The sequence below is a fragment of the Streptomyces sp. NBC_00683 genome (genome assembly GCF_036226745.1).
Classification (GTDB): domain Bacteria; phylum Actinomycetota; class Actinomycetes; order Streptomycetales; family Streptomycetaceae; genus Streptomyces.
The window spans coordinates 6,657,181-6,672,957 of record NZ_CP109013.1 but is presented as its reverse complement, the minus strand read 5'-3'; the positions used below and the strand labels follow the sequence as shown (position 1 = coordinate 6,672,957).

12 protein-coding genes and 2 rRNA genes are annotated in these 15,777 nt (G+C 68.6%); 3 read left to right on the top strand and 11 right to left on the bottom strand.

Annotated features, from left to right (window positions below):
• Nucleotides 1–10: 10 nt before the first annotated feature.
• From recN to OG257_RS29795, 4 genes are all read right to left on the bottom strand, one after another.
• Nucleotides 11–1,756 carry a DNA repair protein RecN gene (recN, locus tag OG257_RS29810; protein ID WP_329212564.1) on the bottom strand — a complete coding sequence of 582 codons (1,746 nt, stop codon included), beginning with the start codon at nucleotides 1,754–1,756 and terminating at the stop codon, nucleotides 11–13.
• Nucleotides 1,757–1,837: 81 nt separating this feature from the next.
• Nucleotides 1,838–2,761 (bottom strand): NAD kinase, encoded by a 924-nt coding sequence (locus OG257_RS29805; RefSeq protein WP_329212562.1) that lies wholly within the window; start codon nucleotides 2,759–2,761, stop codon nucleotides 1,838–1,840.
• Nucleotides 2,758–3,573: a TlyA family RNA methyltransferase gene (locus tag OG257_RS29800; protein ID WP_329212560.1), complete on the bottom strand. Its 816-nt coding sequence runs from the start codon at nucleotides 3,571–3,573 to the stop codon at nucleotides 2,758–2,760. Before OG257_RS29800 ends, OG257_RS29805 begins: the two co-directional genes overlap by 4 nt.
• A gap of 7 nt (nucleotides 3,574–3,580) precedes the next feature.
• Nucleotides 3,581–3,889: a hypothetical protein gene (locus tag OG257_RS29795; protein ID WP_329212558.1), complete on the bottom strand. Its 309-nt coding sequence runs from the start codon at nucleotides 3,887–3,889 to the stop codon at nucleotides 3,581–3,583.
• A gap of 43 nt (nucleotides 3,890–3,932) precedes the next feature.
• On the opposite strand from OG257_RS29795, the gene OG257_RS29790 reads away from it, so the two are divergent.
• Entirely contained in the window at nucleotides 3,933–4,280 is a 348-nt protein-coding gene (locus OG257_RS29790; protein ID WP_329212556.1) for an SCP2 sterol-binding domain-containing protein, read from the top strand.
• A 10-nt stretch (nucleotides 4,281–4,290) separates the two neighbouring features.
• Here the strand turns inward: OG257_RS29790 and OG257_RS29785 are convergent, their stop codons facing one another.
• From OG257_RS29785 to OG257_RS29770, 4 genes are all read right to left on the bottom strand, one after another.
• Nucleotides 4,291–5,106 (bottom strand): ABC transporter ATP-binding protein, encoded by an 816-nt coding sequence (locus tag OG257_RS29785; protein ID WP_329215412.1) that lies wholly within the window; start codon nucleotides 5,104–5,106, stop codon nucleotides 4,291–4,293.
• A gap of 68 nt (nucleotides 5,107–5,174) precedes the next feature.
• Entirely contained in the window at nucleotides 5,175–6,233 is a 1,059-nt protein-coding gene (locus OG257_RS29780; protein ID WP_329212554.1) for a FecCD family ABC transporter permease, read from the bottom strand.
• Nucleotides 6,230–7,210 (bottom strand): FecCD family ABC transporter permease, encoded by a 981-nt coding sequence (locus OG257_RS29775; RefSeq protein ID WP_329215410.1) that lies wholly within the window; start codon nucleotides 7,208–7,210, stop codon nucleotides 6,230–6,232. The genes OG257_RS29780 and OG257_RS29775 overlap by 4 nt, the downstream gene beginning before the upstream one ends.
• Nucleotides 7,211–7,359: 149 nt before the next feature.
• Nucleotides 7,360–8,388, bottom strand: coding sequence for an HAD hydrolase-like protein (locus tag OG257_RS29770; protein ID WP_329212552.1), 1,029 nt, complete (start codon nucleotides 8,386–8,388; stop codon nucleotides 7,360–7,362).
• A 72-nt stretch (nucleotides 8,389–8,460) separates the two neighbouring features.
• On the opposite strand from OG257_RS29770, the gene OG257_RS29765 reads away from it, so the two are divergent.
• Nucleotides 8,461–9,738, top strand: coding sequence for a DUF1015 domain-containing protein (locus OG257_RS29765; protein ID WP_329212550.1), 1,278 nt, complete (start codon nucleotides 8,461–8,463; stop codon nucleotides 9,736–9,738).
• Nucleotides 9,739–9,809: 71 nt separating this feature from the next.
• Here the strand turns inward: OG257_RS29765 and OG257_RS29760 are convergent, their stop codons facing one another.
• Entirely contained in the window at nucleotides 9,810–10,538 is a 729-nt protein-coding gene (locus OG257_RS29760; RefSeq protein ID WP_329212548.1) for a hypothetical protein, read from the bottom strand.
• 78 nt (nucleotides 10,539–10,616) lie between these two features.
• Between OG257_RS29760 and OG257_RS29755 the strand changes: the two genes are divergently transcribed.
• Complete coding sequence (locus OG257_RS29755) at nucleotides 10,617–12,236, top strand: hypothetical protein (protein ID WP_329212546.1); 1,620 nt, start codon at nucleotides 10,617–10,619, stop codon at nucleotides 12,234–12,236.
• Between the two features lie 29 nt (nucleotides 12,237–12,265).
• Here the strand turns inward: OG257_RS29755 and rrf are convergent.
• Nucleotides 12,266–12,382 (bottom strand): 5S ribosomal RNA (gene rrf, locus OG257_RS29750).
• 138 nt (nucleotides 12,383–12,520) lie between these two features.
• Nucleotides 12,521–15,645, bottom strand: a 23S ribosomal RNA gene (locus OG257_RS29745).
• Nucleotides 15,646–15,777 lie beyond the last annotated feature (132 nt).

Below are 15,777 nucleotides of genomic sequence, written 5' to 3'. Positions count from 1 at the left end.
CCAGAATCCCCTATCCGTCCGCCCGTGCCGTCGCCAGCAGCTCCTCGGCATGGGCACGGGCCGTCTCCGAGTCCTCCTGGCCGGCCAGCATCCGGGAGAGTTCGCGCACCCGGTCCTCGCCCTCCAGGACCGTGACACCACTGCTCGTCACCGAGCCGTCCACCGTCTTCTCCACCAGCAGCTGCCGGTCGGCGAAGGCGGCCACCTGGGGCAGGTGCGTCACCACCACGACCTGCGCTGACCTGGCCAGCTTGGCCAGCCGCCGGCCCACCTCCACGGCCGCCTTGCCGCCGACACCCGCGTCGACCTCGTCGAAGAGGTACGTCGGTACGGGGTCCGAACCCGCGAAGACCACCTCGACGGCCAGCATCACCCGGGACAGCTCACCGCCCGACGCCCCCTTGGCGATCGGCCGGGGCTGGGCCCCGGGGTGCGGTGCCAGCAGGAGTTCGACCTCGTCGGCGCCGGAGGGCCCGTAGAGCACGCTCCGCCCGCCGATGTCGATGCCGGACGCCTCGTCCGCCGCCTCCGTCTGCCGGATGGCGAAGGAGACCCGGGCGTGCGGCATCGCGAGCGACGCAAGTTCCTCCGTCACCGCCCCGGCGAAACGTGCGGCCGCTTCCGTACGCGCGTCGGTCAGCGCCTGCCCGAGCCCGGAGAGCTCGCTGCGCAGCGCGTCGCGCTCCGCCGTCAGTTCACCGATGCGGTCGTCGTCGCCCTCGAGCTCCGTCAGCCGGGCCGCACCTTCCTCGGCCCAGGCGAGCACGGCGGAGACGTCCTGACCGTACTTGCGGGTCAGCGCGGTCAGCGCCGAGCGCCGCTCCTCGACGGCGGCGAGCCGCCGCGGGTCGGCGTCCAGCTGGTCGGCGTACCCGGCGAGTTCCCCGGACACGTCGGCGAGCAGGATGGAGATCTCACCGATGCGGTCGGCGAGCGCGGCCAGCGCCGGGTCGTGGGCCCGCACGGCGTCCAGGGACCGGCCTGCCGCCGCGACGACGGTCGTGGCGTCCACGCCCTCCTGGTCCTCCGGGTCGCCCGCGAGCGCCCCGTGCGCGAGGGCAGCCGCGGAGGCGAGTGCCTCGGCGTGGCCGAGCCGCTCGGCCTCGGCGGCCAGTTCGGTGTCCTCCCCGGGCAGTGGCTCGACCGCGGCGACCTCGTTGAGGCCGAAACGCAGCAGATCCGCTTCCTGGGCCCGCTCCCTGGTACGCGTGGTGATCTCGTCGAGCTCCACGACGACGGCGCGCAGCCGCCGGTAGGCCGCCGCGTACTTGGTGTGCGGGCCGTCGACGCCGTCACCCGCGTACCGGTCGAGGGCCTGCCGCTGCCGCGCGGGCTTGAGCAGCCCCTGCTGGTCGGTCTGGCCGTGTACCGCCACGAGTTCGTCGGCGAGCTCGGCAAGGACCCCCACGGGCACGGATCTGCCCCCGAGGTGGGCGCGGGAGCGCCCCTCCGCCGAAACGGTACGGCTGATGAGCAGCGCCCCGTCCTCGATCTCGGCCCCGGCCTCCTGGGCGCGCAGCGCTGCCGCGTCGCCCTCGGACACCGTGATCCGCCCTTCGACGACCGCGGCCTTGGCCCCGATCCGTACCAGGGCAGGGTCGGCACGCCCCCCGAGCAACAGCCCCAGGCTGGTGACGACCATGGTCTTGCCCGCGCCGGTCTCGCCCGTCACCGCGGTGAAACCGGGTGACAGCTCGACCACCGCGTCGTCGATGACTCCGAGCGACCGTATCCGCATCTCCTCCAACACGGACATGACCTTACGAGGTCCGGACCCCGGTGCGCCAAGGGCCCCGGGTTCCGGTTCACTCTCCCGGGCCCCGGGACCGCTTCCCGCTCAGTGCGGCGCGCCGCGCCAGCCCTGTACCGGGAGCGCGAACTTGGCGACCAGGCGGTCCGTGAACGAGGCCTGGTGCAGCCGTGCCAGCCGTACGGGAACGGCACCGCGCCGCACCTCGACCCGGGCGCCCGCGGGCAGCTCGACGGTCCTGCGGCCGTCGCACCACAGCACCCCGTGCGGGGTGTGCGGCTGTACCTCGACGGCGAGTACCGAGTCGGGTGAGGTCACCAGCGGCTTGGCGAACAGCGCGTGGGCGCTGATCGGCACCATCAGCAGGGCCTCGACCTCGGGCCAGACGACGGGGCCGCCCGCCGAGAAGGCGTAGGCGGTCGAGCCGGTCGGCGTGGCGCAGACGATCCCGTCACAGCCGAAGCCGGTCACCGGCCGGCCGTCGATCTCGAGCACGACCTCCAGCATCCGCTCGGGCGAGACCTTCTGCACGGCTGCTTCGTTGAGCGCCCAGTCGGTGTGCACGATGTCGCCGTTGCTGTGGACGACGACGTCGAGCGTCATGCGCTCCTCGACCTGGTACGCCCGTGTGACGACCCGGTCGACGACCTTGTCGAGGTCGTCCCGCTCGGCCTCGGCGAGGAAGCCGACGCGCCCGAGGTTGACGCCCAGCATGGGTACGCCGGATGCCCGGGAGATCTCGGCGCCGCGCAGCAGCGTCCCGTCCCCGCCGAGCACGATCAGCAGTTCGCAGCCGTCCACGGCCGCGGGCGTGGCGTCCGTGACCGTCACCACGGACGGCGGAAGCGGCAGGTCCGCCGCCTCGACCGCCAGGACCCGGACGCCGAGGCCGTTGCGCAGCAGGCCCTGGACGACGAGCTCGGCGCTGCGGATCGCTGCCGGGCGGCCGGTGTGCGCCAGCAGGAAGACGGTTCGTGCCGCGTTCTCGGGTTGTGCCGCATGCGTCGTCAACGAGGCCCCTCCGCCACTGCACGGTCGACATCCGCGGGATCCAGTTCAGGAGCTCCGGCCCGCAGCCACAGAAAGTATTCGACATTTCCTGACGGCCCGGGCAGCGGGCTCGCCGTGACGCCCCGGACACCGAGGCCCAGGAGGCCGGCGCGGCGCGCCACCTCCCGTACCGCTTCGGCCCGCAGCTCGGGGCTGCGGACCACACCGCCGCTTCCGAGGCGCTCCTTGCCCACCTCGAACTGCGGCTTGACCATGAGGACCAGGTCCGCGTCGGGTGCCGCGCAGCGCGCCAGGGCGGGCAGCACGAGACCGAGCGGGATGAACGACAGATCGCCCACCACCAGGTCCACCGCCTTTCCGTCGAGCTGCTCCAGCGTCAGCTCCCGCACATTGGTACGGTCCTTGACGATGACGCGTTCATCGGACTGCAGGGACCACGCGAGCTGCCCGTAGCCGACGTCGACCGCGAGGACGTGCCCGACTCCGGCACGCAGCAGCACATCGGTGAAGCCGCCCGTGGACGCGCCGGCGTCCAGTGCCCGTCGTCCTTCGACCTTCAGCCCGAGGGGGACGAAGGCGGCGAGCGCGCCCGCGAGTTTGTGTCCGCCGCGCGAGACGTACTCGGGGTCGCTGTCGTCCTTCACGACGACGACGGCGGCGCTCGTCTCGACCTGGGTGGCGGGCTTGGTCGCGGTGTTGCCGCCGACGGTCACCCGCCCCGCAGCGATCAGCTGGCTCGCGTGTTCCCGCGAGCGCGCGAGCTTGCGGCGTACCAGCTCGGCGTCGAGGCGGCGACGTGCCACTCCTGCCACTTCTCGTTCAGCTCCTGTTGTTGTACGGGGGTGCGGGTGCGGGTCTGGCATCCAGCTCGGTCAGCGCGTCGCGCAGCCCACGGTGTACATCCTCGTACACCGCGGTGTGCCCGTCCGCCGGGAGGTGGTCCGCATCGGCCAGTCGCTCCAGCTGCGTATCGACCCCGGGATGCCCGGTGGCGGTGCGTGCGACACCGAGCGGGGCGGGCGGGGCGGGCTCGAAGGAGGGCGCGGGCGGCACGTCGGGCTGTGCTGCGGCCCCGTGTTCCGCGTCGCCCTCCTGCGCCGTCCCCGGCTCCGGCATCCAGTCGCTCATGCCCGGAACGCTACCCCGAACGGCTGGGGTACCGTCGGTGACGATGGCGACCATGGCGGAGTGCCGCAGCGCACTCGACACACTTTCCGGCAACCTGGCAGGGGCCGACGGCGACGTACGCAGTGCTGCTGCTCTCGACCGCTCGCTGAGCTGCCACATCAAGGATCTCGACGTCACGTTCGTCGGGCGGCTGGCGGGTGGCCGGATCCGGGTGCTCGACACGGTCGAGGGCCCGCCCCGCGAGAAGGCCGAGATCCGGCTCGCGATGACCGGGGACGATCTGGTGGCCATGGTGAACGGGGAGCTGAACTTCGCGAAGGCCTGGGGCTCGGGCCGGGTCCGGCTGGAGGCGGGCTTCCGCGATCTGCTGAAGCTCAAGTCCCTGCTGTAGGCCGTGCCCGTCAGGCCCCGGCGGTGGCCTTGGCGCCGGCCCGCTTCCGGCGGGCGGCCGGGACCACGAGCGGAGTTCCCGTCTCCGGGTCGTCGATGACCTGGCACGGCAGCCCGAAGACCTCCTCCACCAGCTCCGCCGTGACCACGTCGCCGGGGACGCCCTCGGCGACGATCTCGCCCCGGCGCATGGCGATGAGGTGGGTGGCGTACCGGGCGGCGTGGTTGAGATCGTGCAGCACGGCCACCAGCGTGCGGCCCTGTGTCTCGTGGAGTTCGGCGCACAGGTCGAGTACGTCGATCTGGTGCTGGATGTCGAGGTACGTCGTCGGCTCGTCGAGCAGGAGCAGCGGGGTCTGCTGGGCGAGCGCCATGGCGATCCAGACGCGCTGGCGCTGGCCGCCGGAGAGTTCGTCGACATAGCGGTCGGCGAGTTCGCCGACCCCCGTGGACGCCATGGACTCCACGACGATCCGTTCGTCCTCGGGAGACCACTGGCGCAGCAGCCCCTGGTGCGGGTACCGGCCGCGCGAGACGAGGTCGGCGACCGTGATGCCGTCGGGGGCTATGGAGGACTGGGGCAGCAGACCCAGGGTCCTGGCGACCTTCTTCGCGGGCATCCGGTGGATGGCCTGCCCGTCCAGCAGGACCTCGCCCCGGCTCGGCCTCAGCATCCGGGACAGCGCGCGCAGCAGGGTCGACTTGCCGCAGGCGTTGGGGCCGACGATCACGGTGAAGGAGTTGTCGGGGATCTCGACCGAGAGGTTCTCGGCGATGACACGCTGGTCGTAGCCGAGGGTCACCGAGTCTGCGGTGAGGCGCTGCATGGTCGTACTCCCGGAGTTGATGGGGTTCGTCTGCGAGGTGTCCGGTGCCGTCACCGGTGTACCGGGCTTCATATGCGTCCCGCCTTGCGCTCGGACACCAGCAGCCACAGCAGGTAGCAGCCGCCCAGCACACCGGTGACCACGCCCACCGGAAGCTGGCGGTCCCCGAAGGCGTTCATCGCGGTCCAGTCGGCGACGAGCAGCAGGGCCGCGCCCGTGCACGCCGCGGCGGCCAGGTTGGGGCCGGGCGAGCGGGTGAGCCTGCGGGCGACCTGCGGGGCACTCAGCGAGACGAAGACGATGGGGCCCGCCGCAGCCGTGGCGACGGCGACGAGGACCACGGCGCAGCCCAGCAGGACGAGCCGGGTGCGCTCCACCCGTACGCCCAGGGCGTGTGCGGCGTCGTCGCCCATCTCCAGCATGCGCAGGGCGCGTCCGTGGCCCAGGACCAGGGGGACGAGAACACCGCAGACCGCCAGCAGCGGCCACACCTGCGCCCAGTCCCGGCCGTCCAGTGAGCCGGTCATCCAGACGACCGCACGGGTGGCGTCGACGAGGTTGGCCTTGGTGATCAGGTAGTGGATGGCCGCGGTGAGCATCGCGGCCGCCCCGATGCCGACGAGGACGAGCCGGTAGCCGTGCACGCCCCGCTTCCAGGCCAGGAGGTAGACGGCGACACCGGTGAGCACGCCTCCGGCGACCGCCCCCGCGGCGACCTCGGTCGGCCCTCCGTGGAAGAGCACGATCACGGTGAGGGCGCCGACCGCGGAGCCCTGGCCGAAGCCGAGCACGTCGGGGCTGCCCAGCGGGTTGCGGGAGACGCTCTGGAAGACGGCACCGCCGACGCCGAGTGCGGCACCGACCAGGAGTCCGACCAGGACTCTCGGCAGGCGCAGGTCCGTGACGATGAACTCCTGCTGGAAGGTCCCGTTGCCGAACAGCGTGGTGAGGACCTCGCCCGGCGTCATGGAGTAGTCGCCGCTGCCGGTGAGCACCACGGCCGCCGCTGCCGCCACCAGGGCGAGCAGCACGATCACGACGAGCGCCCGGACGTCCACGCGGAAGGAGAAGCCGCCGGCGGTCCGTACGGCGCGGACCGACTTCGCGGTGTCCTGCGGGGCCTTCACAGCTGGGCCATCCTCTTGCGTCGTACGAGATGGATGAAGACGGGTCCGCCCAGCAGCGCTGTGACGATGCCGACCTGAAGTTCGGAGGGGCGTGCCATGACCCGGCCGACCACATCCGCGCCGAGCAGCAGCACGGGCGACAGCACGGCCGCGTACGGCAGGATCCACCGCATGTCGGGCCCCGTGATGGTGCGGACGAGGTGCGGGATCATCAACCCGATGAAGACAATCGGCCCGCAGGCGGCGGTGGCCGCCCCGCAGAGCAGGGTGACGGCCGCCATCGCCAGGACGCGGGTCCGGGTCAGATGGGCACCGAGCGCCTTGGCCGTGTCGTCGCCCATCTCCAGCGCGTTCAGCGGCCGGGCGATGAGGAGCGCCAGCAGCACACCGAGCGCGATGAACGGCCACACCTTGCCGACGGTCTCCATGTTGGCGGAGGCCAGCGAACCGACGGTCCAGAACCGGAGCCGGTCAAGCGCCGCCGCGTCCAGCAGCTGTACGGCGTTGACGTAGCCGAACAGCGCCGCGGTGACCGCCGTACCGGCGAGTGCGAGCCGCACCGGGTTCGCGGACCGGCTGCCGCCGAGCAGATACACCGCCACGGACACGATCGCGGCGCCGGCGAACGCGAACCAGACGTACCCGGTCAGCGAGGTGACGCCGAAGAAGCTGATCGCGGAGACGACCGCCGCGGCCGCGCCCGCGTTGACACCCAGCAGGCCGGGCTCGGCGAGCGGGTTACGGGTCAGGGCCTGCATCACCGCGCCGGAGAGGCCGAGTGCCGCCCCGACGATCAGCCCGAGCACGGTCCGCGGGACGCGCACGTCCCGTACGAGGACGTCGCCGTTGGTTCCCGAGTAGTGGAACAGGCCGTGCCAGACCTCGGACAGGGGCAGCGCCTTGGCCCCGATCGCGACACTCGCGAGGCAGACCAGGACCAGGACGCCCACGGCTGCCAGCAGACCTGCGGCACGCACCGCATGACGCGCGGGGCGCGTGGGCGTTTCCGGCGTGACCGCGGGGCCGACGCTCGATTCGGAGGGACTCTCAACCAACACCGGGTTAGGTTAGCCTACCCTCCAGTTGTCTCACCTGGCCGGATCGGCAGCCGTCTCCGACCGGGCGGCTACAGCCCGAGCCTGGCCACCGCCTTCTCCGCGTCGAGCCCGCATGCCCCTTCACCGGCATGCGTCCACGCCGCACCGCACAGGGCCCGCAGTCCGTCCAGCGGATCCCCGTCGCCCTCCAGCACCAGGGCGTCCCCCTGCGCCTCGGCCGTCCAGCCACCGCAGCGGGTCCGGCCGCCCTCCTCCGCCACCTCGGGCTGGCCGGTCAGCAGCCCTCGAAGGTCCCGGTCCACGTAGGTCGGCCGGTACTTCGGCTCGGCGGCCAGGAGCTGCGCCGCGTCGGTGACCCCGGTGAGCACCAGGAGCGAGTCGACACCGCCGTTGAACGCGCCCTCGATGTCCGTGTCCAGCCGGTCCCCGACGACCAGCGGCCTCTCGGCACCGGTCCGCAGGACCGTCTCCCGGTGCATCGGGGGCAACGGCTTGCCGGCGACCTGCGGCTCGGCACCGGTGGCGATGCGTACGACCTCCACCGCCGCACCGTTGCCCGGCGCTATGCCACGGGCGCCTGGAATCGTCAGGTCCGTATTGGACGCGAACCAGACGGCCCCGCGCGTGATCGCGTACGCCGCCTCGGCGAACCGCCCCCACGCCAGGTCGGGCCCGCCGTACCCCTGCGCCACCGCGACCGGCTCGTCGTCCGCCGACTCCACCGGCACCAGTCCCCGCTCGCGCAGCGCGACGCGCAGCCCTTCCCCGCCGACCACGAGCACCCGGGCCCCGGACGGCAGCTGATCGGCCATCAGCCGGGCCACCGCCTGCGCCGACGTGATCACATCGCCGGGCTCCGCCGGCACCCCGAGCTCCGTCAGATGCTCCGCCACCGCGTCGGGTGTGCGCAGGGCGTTGTTCGTGACGTACGCCAGCCGCATCCCGCCCTCACGCGCGGTGCCCAGCGATTCGACGGCGTGGACGATCGCATGCCCGCCCGCGTACACCACCCCGTCGAGATCGAGCAGAGCCGTGTCGTACGCCTCGCTCAGCGCCGCGCTGCTCCCGAGCGGCCGGGACCTGTACTGCTGACTCATATGTCTGTGCTCCTCTTTCCATGCCTCTGCCCCGATCATCGCGCATATAGGGAGCGCACATACGATGCACAAATGAACACATCAGGGCCCGCCGAGCAGGGACTGCGGCTGATCCCCTTCCGCGGGCTGCGGTACGTCCCCGAGCGGGTCGGCAGCCTTGCCGCGGTGACCTCACCGCCGTACGACGTCGTGGTCAGGCCCGACGGGCTGCACCACCTGGAGTCCGCGGACCCGCACAACATCGTGCGGCTGATCCTTCCGCAGGCCGGCACCGCCGCGGCACGCCATCAGCAGGCAGCCGAGACCCTGAAGCGCTGGCTCGCCGAGGGCGTTCTCGCCCCGGACCCGGCCCCCGCGCTCTACGTCTACGAGCAGCGGAGCGGCGAGGTCCTGCAGCGGGGCGTGATCGGGGCCCTGGCGCTCTCCCCGGCCGGCGAGGGCATCGTGCTCCCGCACGAAGACGTCATGGCCGATGTCGTGGAGGACCGCGCCGACCTGATGCGCACCGCGGCGGCCCACCTCGAACCGCTGCTGCTCAGCTACGTCAGCGACGGGGCGCGAGCGGGAGCGAACGCCGTCATCGAACGCGTGGTGGAGCGCCTCCCGCTGCTCACCACCACGACGGAGGACGGCTTCAGCCACCGCCTCTGGGCCGTCACCGACCCTGGCGAGCACGCGGAGATCCAGGCCGACCTCTCCCGCCGCCAGGCGCTGATCGCCGACGGCCACCATCGCTGGGCCACCTACCTCGGGCTCCAGAAGGAACAGCCCGCGCCGGGCCCCTGGGACTTCGGCCTGGTCCTCCTCGTCGACACGGCCCGCTATCCCCTGCAGGTCCGTGCCATCCACCGGCTGCTGCACCGTCTTCCGGTAGCCGAGGCAATCGAGGCCCTGGGCAGCAGCTTCCGGGTCAGGGAGATCGAGGGACCGCTCCCCCGGGCCCTCGACGCACTCACCGAGGCCGCAGCGGAGGGCAACGCCTTTCTGCTCGCGGGCGACGGCAGTTTCCACCTCGTCGACCGGCCGGACGGAGATCTCCTCGCCCGCACGGTCCGTGCCGACAGGCCGGCGGCCTGGCGCGCACTGGATGCGACCGTGCTGCACTCCACGCTCCTGGACCACGTCTGGAGGATTCCCGACGCCCCGGAGCACATCGCGTACATCCACGACACCGCGGCGGCGGTCGAGCAGGCGGAGCGGCACAATGCCACGGCGGTGCTGATGCACCCGGTCCGCGAGGACGTCGTCCGGGACCTGGCCAGACAAGGTGTCACCATGCCCCGCAAGTCGACCTCGTTCGGCCCCAAGCCGGCCACGGGACTCGTCCTGCGCAGTCTCGACACGGACTGAGGAACGGGCAGCAAACAGAAGAGGGCGGCACCCGTCATGGGTGCCGCCCTCTTCTTTCAGCCGTTCAGCGCTTACGCCTTCGCGGAACCCTCCGCGTCGTCGTCGTCGTCGACTTCCTCGATCTCCAGGTCGTCCTCGTCGTAGTACTCCTCGACGCCGTCGTCCTCGTCGTCCTGCTCCGCGGCGCCCGGCGCCTCGGCCTCGACCACGGCAGGGTGCTCGTCGTCCTCACCCATGGCGTCGACGAACTCCACACCGTCGAGCGCGGCGAGCCGGTCCGACGCATCGGTCGCGCCGTCCTTGTCGGCCTCGAGGGCCTTGCCGAACCACTCACGCGCCTCGTCCTCGCGCCCTGCTTCCAGGAGCGCGTCCGCGTACGCGTACCGCAGGCGCGGGGTCCACGAGTGGACGGCGCTGGAGGCGAGCTCGGGGCCCTGCAACGTGACGATTGCCGCGTCGATCTGCCCCATGTCCCTGCGTGCTCCGGCGGCGACCAGGCGCATCTCGACCTGGCCCGCCTTGTCCAGCTTCTGGACCTCGGGCCCGCCGGCCATGTCCATCGCCCGCTCGGGCCTGCCGAGTCCGCGCTCGCAGTCGGCCATGACGGGCCACAGGTCCACGGAGCCGGTCATGCGACGGGACGCCCGGAACTCGGCCAGTGCCTCCGCGTACTTCTGCGTGGCGTACGCGGCGAAGCCGGCAGCCTCACGCACCGCTGCGACACGCGAGGCCAGACGCAGTGCGATACGCGAGTACGCGTAGGCCTGCTCGGGGTCCTCGTCGAGGAGGCGGGCCACCATCACGAGGTTCCGTGCAACGTCCTCGGCCAGGGTCTTCGGCAGGCTGTACAGCTCCTGCCGGACATCCTTGTCGATCTCGTGGCCCGTGACGTCGTCCGGGATGGGAAGCCGCTTGATCGGCTCACGGTCGCGGTCGTCGCGGCCCTGGTAACCGCCGCGGTCATCGCGGCCCTGGTAGCCACCGCGGTCGTTGTCCCGACGGGGCGCACGGTCCCGGTCACGGCTCCTGTCGTCACGACCGCCACGGTCGTCGCGACGGAAGCCACCACCGGTGCTGCCGCCACCACGGCTGTCGTCACGACGGAAACCGCCGCCGGCGCTGCCGCCACGGCTGTCGTCGCGACGGGGGCCGCTGCTGGGACGGTCGTCACGACGCTCGAAGCCACCGCTCGGACGGCCGCCACGGTCGTCACGACGCTCGAAGCCACCACTGGGGCGACCCCCGCGGTCGTCACGCTGACCACCGCGGTACCCACCACGCTCGTCATCACGACGCGGGGCACGGTCATCACGACGGAAACCGCCGCCGGCGCTGCCACCGCGGTTGTCGTCGCGACGGGGGCCGCTGCTGGGACGGTCGTCACGACGCTCGAAGCCACCGCTCGGACGGCCGCCACGGTCGTCACGGCGCTCGAAGCCACCACTGGGGCGACCCCCGCGGTCGTCACGACGCTCGAAGCCACCACTGGGGCGACCCCCGCGGTCGTCACGCCGCTCGAAGCCACCACTGGGACGGCCACCGCGGTCGTCACGCTGACCACCGCGGTACCCACCACGCTCGTCATCACGACGCGGCGCACGGTCATCACGACGGAAACCGCCGCCGGCGCTGCCACCACGGCTGTCGTCACGGCGCGGGCCGCTGCTGGGACGGTCGTCACGGCGCGGAGCGCGGTCGTCACGCCGCTCGAAGCCACCACTGGGACGGCCACCGCGGTCGTCACGCTGACCACCGCGGTACCCACCACGCTCGTCATCACGACGCGGCGCACGGTCATCACGACGGAAACCGCCGCCGGCGCTGCCACCACGGCTGTCGTCACGGCGCGGGCCGCTGCTGGGACGGTCGTCACGGCGCGGAGCGCGGTCGTCACGCCGCTCGAAGCCACCACTGGGACGGCCGCCGCGGTCGTCACGCTGACCACCGCGGTACCCACCACGCTCGTCATCACGACGCGGCGCACGGTCATCACGACGGAAACCGCCGCCGGTGCTGCCACCACGGCTGTCGTCACGACGGAAACCGCCGCCGGTGTTGCCGCCACGGTTGTCGTCACGACGGGGGCCACTGCTGGGACGGTCATCACGACGCGGAGCCCGGTCGTCACGACGGAAGCCACCGCCGGCGCCGCCGCCACGGCTGTCGTCACGACGGAAACCGCCGCCGGTGCTGCCACCACGGCTGTCATCACGACGGAAGCCACCACCGGTGCTGCCACCACGGCTGTCGTCGCGGCGCGGGCCGCTGGAACGGTCGTTGGTGTCACGTCGAGGCGCGCCGGACCGGTCGTCACGACCGCCACGGAAACCGCCCCTGTCACCGCCGTCACGGCGACGCGGCTCGCGCTCCGGACGGTCGTCGGAAGAGTTGGTGGACATGGGGGTGACTCCTGTCATCGGGTACCACAGACATTCTCGCGCAGCCGACCATCCGACGCGCTTCGACAAAAAACAAAAGGACCCTTGGTCCCAGCATGAACGCTGGGACCAAGGGTCCTTGAAAGATTGTTCGGCGGCGTCCTACTCTCCCACAGGGTCCCCCCTGCAGTACCATCGGCGCTGAAAGGCTTAGCTTCCGGGTTCGGAATGTAACCGGGCGTTTCCCTAACGCAATGACCACCGAAACACTATCGGCCAACTCCGCAGTAAAAAGCAGAGTATCGGCACTTAGCGAACAAGCACACTTTTCAATTAAGTAGTGAAACTGTTCAACCAGCACGACTATTCGTGGCCTGGGAACAACACAGTGGACGCGAGCAACTGAGGACAAGCCCTCGGCCTATTAGTACCAGTCAGCTCCACCCGTTACCGGGCTTCCACATCTGGCCTATCAACCCAGTCGTCTACTGGGAGCCTTAACCACTCAAGGTGGTGGGAATACTCATCTCGAAGCAGGCTTCCCGCTTAGATGCTTTCAGCGGTTATCCTTTCCGAACGTAGCCAACCAGCCATGCCCTTGGCAGGACAACTGGCACACCAGAGGTTCGTCCGTCCCGGTCCTCTCGTACTAGGGACAGCCCTTCTCAATATTCCTACGCGCACAGCGGATAGGGACCGAACTGTCTCACGACGTTCTAAACCCAGCTCGCGTACCGCTTTAATGGGCGAACAGCCCAACCCTTGGGACCGACTCCAGCCCCAGGATGCGACGAGCCGACATCGAGGTGCCAAACCATCCCGTCGATATGGACTCTTGGGGAAGATCAGCCTGTTATCCCCGGGGTACCTTTTATCCGTTGAGCGACAGCGCTTCCACAAGCCACTGCCGGATCACTAGTCCCGACTTTCGTCCCTGCTCGACCCGTCGGTCTCACAGTCAAGCTCCCTTGTGCACTTACACTCAACACCTGATTGCCAACCAGGCTGAGGGAACCTTTGGGCGCCTCCGTTACTCTTTAGGAGGCAACCGCCCCAGTTAAACTACCCATCAGACACTGTCCCTGATCCGGATCACGGACCCAGGTTAGACATCCAGCACGACCAGAGTGGTATTTCAACGACGACTCCACAACCACTGGCGTGGCCGCTTCAAAGTCTCCCACCTATCCTACACAAGCCGAACCGAACACCAATATCAAACTATAGTAAAGGTCCCGGGGTCTTTCCGTCCTGCTGCGCGAAACGAGCATCTTTACTCGTAGTGCAATTTCACCGGGCCTATGGTTGAGACAGTCGAGAAGTCGTTACGCCATTCGTGCAGGTCGGAACTTACCCGACAAGGAATTTCGCTACCTTAGGATGGTTATAGTTACCACCGCCGTTTACTGGCGCTTAAGTTCTCAGCTTCGCACACCCGAAAGTGCACTAACCGGTCCCCTTAACGTTCCAGCACCGGGCAGGCGTCAGTCCGTATACATCGCCTTACGGCTTCGCACGGACCTGTGTTTTTAGTAAACAGTCGCTTCTCGCTGGTCTCTGCGGCCACCCCCAGCTCAGGAAGCAAGTTCCCTCACCAGTGATGGCCCCCCTTCTCCCGAAGTTACGGGGGCATTTTGCCGAGTTCCTTAACCATAGTTCACCCGAACGCCTCGGTATTCTCTACCTGACTACCTGAGTCGGTTTAGGGTACGGGCCGCCATGAAACTCGCTAGAGGCTTTTCTCGACAGCATAGGATCATCCACTTCACCACAATCGGCTCGGCATCAGGTCTCAGCCTTAATGTGTGACGGATTTACCTACCACACGGCCTACACCCTTACCCCGGGACTACCACCGCCCGGGCTGGACTACCTTCCTGCGTCACCCCATCGCTTACCTAGTACAAGTCTGGTTCATCGGCTCCACCACTACCCTCAACTCCGAAGAGATCGGGCCGGCTTCACGGACTTAGCATCGCCTGATTCAGTATTGGGCGTTTCAAAGCGGGTACCGGAATATCAACCGGTTGTCCATCGACTACGCCTGTCGGCCTCGCCTTAGGTCCCGACTTACCCTGGGCAGATCAGCTTGACCCAGGAACCCTTAGTCAATCGGCGCACACGTTTCTCACGTGTGTATCGCTACTCATGCCTGCATTCTCACTCGTGAACCGTCCACAACTCGCTTCCGCGGCTGCTTCACCCGGCACACGACGCTCCCCTACCCATCCACACGGGCGTTGGCCCTATATGTGTGAATGACACGACTTCGGCGGTACGCTTGAGCCCCGCTACATTGTCGGCGCGGAATCACTTGACCAGTGAGCTATTACGCACTCTTTCAAGGGTGGCTGCTTCTAAGCCAACCTCCTGGTTGTCTCTGCGACTCCACATCCTTTCCCACTTAGCGTACGCTTAGGGGCCTTAGTCGATGCTCTGGGCTGTTTCCCTCTCGACCATGGAGCTTATCCCCCACAGTCTCACTGCCGTGCTCTCACTTACCGGCATTCGGAGTTTGGCTAAGGTCAGTAACCCGGTAGGGCCCATCGCCTATCCAGTGCTCTACCTCCGGCAAGAAACACACGACGCTGCACCTAAATGCATTTCGGGGAGAACCAGCTATCACGGAGTTTGATTGGCCTTTCACCCCTAACCACAGGTCATCCCCCAGGTTTTCAACCCTGGTGGGTTCGGTCCTCCACGAAGTCTTACCTCCGCTTCAACCTGCCCATGGCTAGATCACTCCGCTTCGGGTCTTGAGCGCGCTACTAAATCGCCCTATTCGGACTCGCTTTCGCTACGGCTTCCCCACACGGGTTAACCTCGCAACACACCGCAAACTCGCAGGCTCATTCTTCAAAAGGCACGCAGTCACGACTGCTGTTCCGAAGAACAACAGCGACGCTCCCACGGCTTGTAGGCACACGGTTTCAGGTACTATTTCACTCCGCTCCCGCGGTACTTTTCACCATTCCCTCACGGTACTATCCGCTATCGGTCACCAGGGAATATTTAGGCTTAGCGGGTGGTCCCGCCAGATTCACACGGGATTTCTCGGGCCCCGTGCTACTTGGGTGTCTCTTAAACGAGCCGTTGATGTTTCAGCTACGGGGGTCTTACCCTCTACGCCGGACCTTTCGCATGTCCTTCGCCTACATCAACGGTTTCTGACTCGTCTCACAGTCGGCAGACTATGAAAAAGAGATCCCACAACCCCGTATGCGCAACCCCTGCCGGGTATCACACGCATACGGTTTGGCCTCATCCAGTTTCGCTCGCCACTACTCCCGGAATCACGGTTGTTTTCTCTTCCTGCGGGTACTGAGATGTTTCACTTCCCCGCGTTCCCTCCACACTGCCTATGTGTTCAGCAGTGGGTGACAGCCCATGACGACTGCCGGGTTTCCCCATTCGGAAACCCCCGGATCAAAGCTTGGTTGACAGCTCCCCGGGGACTATCGTGGCCTCCCACGTCCTTCATCGGTTCCTGGTGCCAAGGCATCCACCGTGCGCCCTTAAAAACTTGGCCACAGATGCTCGCGTCCACTGTGCAGTTCTCAAACAACGACCAGCCACCCATCACCCCGCCCTCACAGGCGAGTTCACTGGGGCCGGCAACCGAAGATCCAGACTCAACGAGCCCGTACCTTCAGATACCCAA

What these genes read in the sequence shown, in the direction of transcription:
- recN (WP_329212564.1), bottom strand. Translation starts at nt 1,756, where the DNA reads ATGTCCGTGTTGGAGGAGATGCGGATACGGTCGCTCGGAGTCATCGAC.
- OG257_RS29795 (WP_329212558.1), bottom strand. Translation starts at nt 3,889, where the DNA reads ATGAGCGACTGGATGCCGGAGCCGGGGACGGCGCAGGAGGGCGACGCG.
- OG257_RS29790 (WP_329212556.1), top strand. Translation starts at nt 3,933, where the DNA reads ATGGCGACCATGGCGGAGTGCCGCAGCGCACTCGACACACTTTCCGGC.
- OG257_RS29785 (WP_329215412.1), bottom strand. Translation starts at nt 5,106, where the DNA reads ATGCAGCGCCTCACCGCAGACTCGGTGACCCTCGGCTACGACCAGCGT.
- OG257_RS29770 (WP_329212552.1), bottom strand. Translation starts at nt 8,388, where the DNA reads ATGAGTCAGCAGTACAGGTCCCGGCCGCTCGGGAGCAGCGCGGCGCTG.
- OG257_RS29765 (WP_329212550.1), top strand. Translation starts at nt 8,461, where the DNA reads ATGAACACATCAGGGCCCGCCGAGCAGGGACTGCGGCTGATCCCCTTC.
- OG257_RS29760 (WP_329212548.1), bottom strand. Translation starts at nt 10,538, where the DNA reads ATGGTGGCCCGCCTCCTCGACGAGGACCCCGAGCAGGCCTACGCGTAC.